This is a genomic window from Polaromonas sp. P1_G2, assembly GCF_056405515.1.
Window position 1 is genome coordinate 1 of sequence record NZ_JBFUBY010001198.1, and the last position, 443, is coordinate 443.

Annotated in this window: 1 protein-coding gene and 1 pseudogene; both read right to left on the reverse strand. The window is 58.9% G+C overall.

The window, feature by feature from the left end:
* Nucleotides 1–152, reverse strand: a pseudogene (locus AC1D0P_RS29745) (hypothetical protein); the annotation flags it as partial.
* 17 nt (nucleotides 153–169) lie between these two features.
* The gene (locus tag AC1D0P_RS29750; RefSeq protein ID WP_477680020.1) at nucleotides 170–421 is read right to left on the reverse strand and encodes a hypothetical protein; all 252 of its coding nucleotides are present in this window, start codon (nucleotides 419–421) and stop codon (nucleotides 170–172) included.
* Nucleotides 422–443 lie beyond the last annotated feature (22 nt).

Below are 443 nucleotides of genomic sequence, written 5' to 3' on the forward strand. Positions count from 1 at the left end.
GTGGTGGAAAGACCGAGGCCCATGTTGACTGCGAGATAGTCCGCCGCGGTTTCGCCCATGGTGACCGCCATCAGCTTGATCAGCCAGAAGTCCCAGGTAACGCGTGGTACGCGGTTGAGCTGCTCGCCCACTGAGTAATGTTGTTGCGACATGTCGTGTGCTCCGGATTCTATTTGCCCATTGCGGTCATGGCATCCTTGAAGAAGCCATTGGCGCGGTTGTCGTCATCGGCATTGCAGCGATCGATGCCCCTGTTGATCAGGTCGTCGACCTTGGCCGCATCGGCGTCGCTGAGCTTGGCACTGGCGCGCGCCGCGCGGACGTCTTTCAACGTTTCCTCGCAGGGCACCTTGGCAAAGGCTGTGGCCGGCAGGAGGATGGCAATGGCGCCGATCATCGTGGCGCGAAGGATTGACTTCATGTTTATCTCCAATGGTGATTGT